2 protein-coding genes are annotated in these 4,463 nt (G+C 72.0%); both read right to left on the bottom strand.

Features of this window, described 5'->3' with window-relative positions:
* Window positions 1-35 precede the first annotated feature (35 nt).
* Window positions 36-593, bottom strand: a complete 558-nt coding sequence (locus AAG801_RS40620) for a sigma-70 family RNA polymerase sigma factor (protein ID WP_341893544.1) — start codon at window positions 591-593, stop codon at window positions 36-38.
* Between the two features lie 13 nt (window positions 594-606).
* A partial coding sequence (locus tag AAG801_RS40615; protein ID WP_341893543.1) for a filamentous hemagglutinin family protein occupies window positions 607-4,463 on the bottom strand: 3,857 nt, incomplete at its 5' end.

Genomic DNA, 4,463 nt, shown 5'->3' with positions numbered 1-4,463 from the left:
AATTGAAAACATTGAGTGCAAAAGCATCGCCTTGGTTAGACATGCATGCCCGACGCGCGCCCCACCGGCAGGCGTTGCAGCGCCTGGCGCAGCGTGGAATCCACCCGCCGCAGCGACAAGCCATGGCGCACCGCCACCTCGTGCCGCGTCAGCTCGTGCACCCGCAAGGCCACGAAGATGTCCTGATGGCGGTGCGGCAGCCCCTGCATCGCGCGTTCGACCGCCTTCAGGTCGGAGCGCGCCTCGGCGATCAGTTCGGGCCCTGGCGCGTGATCGGCCACCTGGGCGAGCGTGTCGTCCGCCTCGCCCGCGTACTGCCAGGGGCGCTCGGCGCGCAGGCGGTCCATCGCGGCATTGCACGCCACGCGGAAGATGTAGGCCACGGGGTTCTGCAAGGTGTCCGTGAAGGCGGCGTCGGCCAGACGCAGCCAGGCATCGTGCAGGCTTTCGGTGGCGGCGTCGGCGCACCCCAGGTGCATCGACAGCCGCCGGTGCAGCTGCGCGTAGTGCGCGACCAGCAGTTGCTGGACATCCGGCGGCGCAGGGGCGACCCCCGCGGCATCGCCGCGGGGCAGCAGGCAGGCGTGCGACATGGTGCGTCGCCGCTCAACGACCGCGCGGCAGGCCGCGCCGTTCGGGCTCGTTCAGCCGCGCCAGCTGCGCGTCGGTGAGCGCACCGTGCCCGACCATCTGGACAAAGCCCGACGGGTCGTAGCTCGCCTGCTCCGCCGGCTTGCGCCGCATCTCCGGCGCGTCGGGCGCGCCGGATGCGCCTGATGCGGGCTCGTTGCCGAAGCCCAGCACGCGCACCGAGAACACCGACGGCAGGCTCTGGCGCGCCGCCGCGCGTTCGCGCTGCATCACGTCCTGCGCCGCCGCCGTGGCCTGCGAGGCCGCGGCGCTGGCGTTGGTCAGCGCGCCGACATTCACCGACGTCACCACCGGCAGCCCCGTGCTCTTGCCCTGCACCGCCACGTTGGCGGCGTTCACGACCTGCAGCGCCGCCAGGTTCACGTTGCCCGACACGCGAATGCCCGCCTCGCCCGCGTCGATGGTGCCCAGCGGCGCGATCAGGTCGATGTCGCCGGCCGGCACTTCGGGAATCGGGTTCAGCGTGGCAATGCCCGCGCCCGTGCTCGGCACGTCCGACGACAGCACCACGTTGCCCCAGCGGTCGTACACGCGCTTGGGCGGCGTGTAGACCACCGTGGTCTTCGAGCCGCGGCCCGCGTTGATGTCGCCCTCGGCCGACCAGCCCAGCACGCTGCCGCCGAAGGTGGTCATGATCCGGCTCTGGCCCAGCAGGATGCTGCCCAGTGCGTAGAGCGAGATGTCGCCCGCGCCCTGCGTGATCACGCCCGGAATCAGCGTGCCCACCGCCTGGGGCGCCGCGCCCTCGATGCCGAACACCTGGCGCCCACCCGGCGTGAGCATCGCGATGTCGCCGCCGAACAGCGTGTTGACGCCGGCCGAACCGAACATCGTGATGTCGCCCCTGTAGCTGGTGCCCGGGAACAGCGACGCGATGGCGTTGCGCCCGCGCAGGTAGCTGCCGTAGCGCACGCCGGCCTCGTCGTTGTATTCGCGACCGCCCTCCTTCAGCTCCGCGAAGTACACGCCGCGCAGGTAGCTGCGCTGCTGCTCGGGCGGCAGCGCGCTGAAGAAGACGAGCGCCTCCTGTGCACCGCCCTTGCCGCTGTAGCCCTGTGAGGCTTCGAGCCAGTTCACCAGGTACAGCTGGCTCGCCTGGCGGTAGTCGTTGGCGAGCACGCGGCGCGGCGTGCCGGTGTCCGCATCGAGGCTGGCCTGGCGTTGCGCCATCCACGCCGCTGCGCCGCTCTCGTCGCCGCTGTAGCCGTGCTCGGCGCGCAGCCAGTCGCCCAGCGTGAGCGTGCCGTTGTAGTTCTTCACCACCTTGCCGGCCTGGTCGGCCAGCGGCTGGCCGCTTTGCATGAGGTTGACGGGGTCGAGGTAGCGCTGCGCGAAGCCCCTGTAGTCGGGCCCGCTTGAGCCCACGCCCGCCAGCATCGCGATGCCCGCACCGGGCCGGCTGTCGCCCGGCACCACCGCGCCGAGGCTGCTCACCGAGGCCTTGTTCTCCATGCGGATGTCGCGGCCGGCCGTGATCTCCAGCGTGCCGGGACCGGCCACGTTGAAGGTGCTGAACAGGATGTCGCGGCCCGCCGAGACCACCGAGATGTCGCCCGGCTTCTGGTGCGCGAACAGGTTGCCGCTGCTCTCGAAGTAGGCTTGCGCCACGCCGCTCGAGGGCTCGGTCTGCCCGACGGGCGTGCCGCTCGCGACGATGTCGCGCCCGGCGCGCATCCACACCGGCTGCGCGCCTTCGTACCAGGTCTGGCCAGCACGCGTCGCGTCGTCGGGCCCGAAGCGCAGGATGCGCCCGCTGCTCACGCCGACCAGGTCGCCGTGCACGGCGTAGAAGCGCGCCGGCTGCGTGCCCACCGCTTCACCCGACACCGTGTTGGGGCCGAAGGCGAACAGCGGACGCACGCCGCCGCTGTCCAGGTGGTTACCGCCCGACAGGTTGCCGAGCACCGTGCCGTCGCCGGTCGTGCCCTGGAAGGCCGGGCGCAGCGGCGTCGCCAGCGCCGATCCGGCCGCGCCCGATTGGCTCACCGTGTTGCCGCCCGCATAGATCGAGTCACGGGCCAGGAACTCGAGCGCGCCACGGGCTGACGGCGCCAGCACCAGCGGCGTGCCCGTGCCGGTGTTCTGGAAGGTCGCCGCATCGCCGTAGAACAAGCTGCCGCTGGCGGCCACCGCGCTGAGGATCGACGGGTACACGAAGGCCGAGTCGGTGACGGGCAGGCCCCAGCCGCCCGCCACCGGCACCAGGTTGCCGCCCGTACCGAAGAGGCCGATGGCGGTGTGCGGCGTCCACAGGGTGAACCAGCTCTGGCCTTGTCCCGTCAGGCCGTCGGCGCTGAACGGCGTGGCATTGGCGAGGTCCACGCGCGTGGGGTCGATCACGCCCTTGACCACCAGGTCGCCGCGCGTGGCGAGCGTGTAGTTCGCATCGCCCGGCGCCAGCACGATGCCGCCTTGCGCCATGCCGCGGGTCGCGGTGTACAGGTCGTAGGCGCGGGTCTCGCGGGGCGACTGCGACCGGGCGTACAGGCCGTAGACCAGGGGCAGGCTGCCGAGGCTGCCAGCCTGCAGCTGCACGTCGCCCCGGAGGTTGACGATGGCACCGTTCAGCCCGGCGTCCACGTCGCCGCCGGCGCCCTGGACGAAGGGGGTGTCCAACGGATTGAAGGCGCCGCCCACGCGCACCTGCACGTCGCCGCCGCCCGTCAGGCGCAGGCTGCCGTCGGCCAGCACGCGGCCGGTGCCGCCCACCGCCAGCACCAGGCCCTGGCTGCGCCGGCTGTCGGTGGACGAATCGATCCTGGCGCCGCGCCGTGCCTGCAGGCCCGCGTTGCCGCCCACGTCCACGCGCAGGTCGCCGCCGCCCAGCGTGCCGAAGCCGGTGAAGCCGAGCAACTTGTCGGCCGCCCCGGGCGTGCCGACATAGGAGCCGAAGTTGATCCACCACGCCGTGGGCTGGTCCTGCCCGCCACCGAGGCTCTCGCCCGTGCCCTGGCGCCACAGCCAGTTGCCGATGGCGCCGCTGCTGAAGCCCTTGTCGGCGGGATTCGGCCGCCTCGAGCCCGTGCCCCCGGCGATCAGCGTCATGTCGCCGGTCAGGTCGCCGCCGGCCTGGAGCGTCAGGTTGCCCCCGGAGGCCGGGTACCAGGCGCGTGCCAGGTTCTGCGCGCCGCCGTCGACGAACTTCTCGTAGCCGCCGTTCGCGTCGTTGAGCACCGCGCCGTTGACGCCTACCGCGCGCGACAGGTTGTAGGGGTCGCCGGCATGCGTGGCCTGCGACGAGGCGCCGGCGGTGTACACGCCGAACAGCGAATCCATGCGCAGGTTGCCAGCGGCCAGCAGGTCGAGATCGGCCGCGCCGGTGCGCACCACGCTGAAGCGTGTGCTGCCGGGGACCATCGCGTATTCAGGCTTGCTGTTGGACACGCAATAGTCCGGCACGTCCTTGCAGAAGGACTCCACGTCGCCCACGATGGCCGGATCGACAGGGTCGCCTACCTTGACGATGATCCCGCTCCAGGACAGTTCCTCGACCGCTTGCGCAGACCAACCGAATCCGCCTTTCGGTGGCAACAGCTTGCCGAACATGCCGTAGTGGCTGTCCGCCAGCCGCAGGTCGCCCCGGCCCGCCGCCGGATGCACCTGCACGATGCGGTTGTCGGCCGCGTTCAGGTCCGCCCCCGCCACCAGCCGCAGCGACCACGACTGCGAGCCTTCGGGCAGCATCGCCGCCGCGGCCCACAGCCTGCCGGCGCCGTCCGGGCGCAGCTTCACCGAGGTCACGCCGGCGGGCAGCTTGATGTTGGTGGCGGCCGGCAGCAGCGCGCCCAGCGGCAGCGGGAGGGCGCCGTTCA

The organism is Variovorax sp. YR752 (assembly GCF_943372545.1).
The sequence above is the reverse complement of the archived record's forward strand: the minus strand, read 5'-3'. Positions and strand labels throughout refer to the sequence as shown.